Below are 965 nucleotides of genomic sequence, written 5' to 3'. Positions count from 1 at the left end.
CAGAGTTTTTGAAATGTAAGGCCTTTGAATAAGACAAAAGGCTGCCTCATCGCTAACTTTGCAACAGTGCCTAGTAGGGTTGGATATTTAAATAAGGAGCATCCCGACTTAAAATGAATATGACTGCGTAACCAGGCGCAATAAAAAAAGCGAAAGAATCGCTTTTATTCTGGTTGTTTTTTCGAAGAGTGACCGTTTTCTGAGATGACAAGAAATAAGGAAGTCCTATGATCGCTAGCGGAATAGTTCAAAAACTGAATGCGCAAATGAATCAGGAGTTTTATACCTCAAATTTGTATCTTCAGCTCAGCCAGAGGTGCAGCGAGAATAGCCTTAATGGCACCGCACTATTTTTGCGTCATCAGGCGCAAAATACGGTGACGCAAATGATGCGCATGTACGAATACATCAAACAGAGCGGCGCCACGCCGGTGTTACAGGAGCAACACGCCCGGTGCGGTGAATTTTCCACGCTGGAAGATCTGTTTGAGCAGACGGTAAGCGATTACCAGAAGCGCATTAATGCGCTGACCTCTTTGACGGAAGACGCCCAGGCAGCAAACGATAAGTCAGCGATTAACTTCCTGAAGCGATACAGAAAAGAGGAAATCGTGGACGGGACGCTGTTGCAAATCATTCTGGATGAAGTCCGCAGCGCTAAAAAAGCGGGCATCAACATGCAGCAAACCGACCACTATCTGGTTGGCGTGATCGATCGCTATCACTAAATCAATTTCGCAGTACGAGGAGGTTTTACGCCTCCTCAGAAAATCTGTTTTACATCAGAAACAGAGGTTTATGCCAGTGAACATTTGATACCCAACACGTCATAGTGATTTTTTAACTTAGCGTTTTTATATCGTGCCAAAAATGTCTCTGCTTGTGTCTTTATATTAAGGAAGGTGCGAATAAGCAGGTCATTTCTTCCCAAGCTGACTCGCTGATTAAAATTTCGCGGATCTGGG

At 44.2% G+C, this 965-nt stretch carries 1 protein-coding gene; it reads left to right on the top strand.

Going from position 1 to position 965, the window contains the following annotated elements; all coding sequences use genetic code 11:
* Positions 1 to 227 precede the first annotated feature (227 nt).
* The gene (locus ACOTXR_RS25105) at positions 228 to 728 is read left to right on the top strand and encodes a non-heme ferritin-like protein (protein WP_001752509.1); all 501 of its coding nucleotides are present in this window, start codon (positions 228 to 230) and stop codon (positions 726 to 728) included.
* The last annotated feature ends 237 nt before the right edge of the window (positions 729 to 965 follow it).

Source organism: Enterobacter cloacae complex sp. IR53030, assembly GCF_049238365.1.
Lineage (GTDB): Bacteria > Pseudomonadota > Gammaproteobacteria > Enterobacterales > Enterobacteriaceae > Enterobacter > Enterobacter kobei.
Note: the sequence above shows the minus strand (reverse complement) of the source record. Positions and strands in the feature narration are given on the sequence as shown.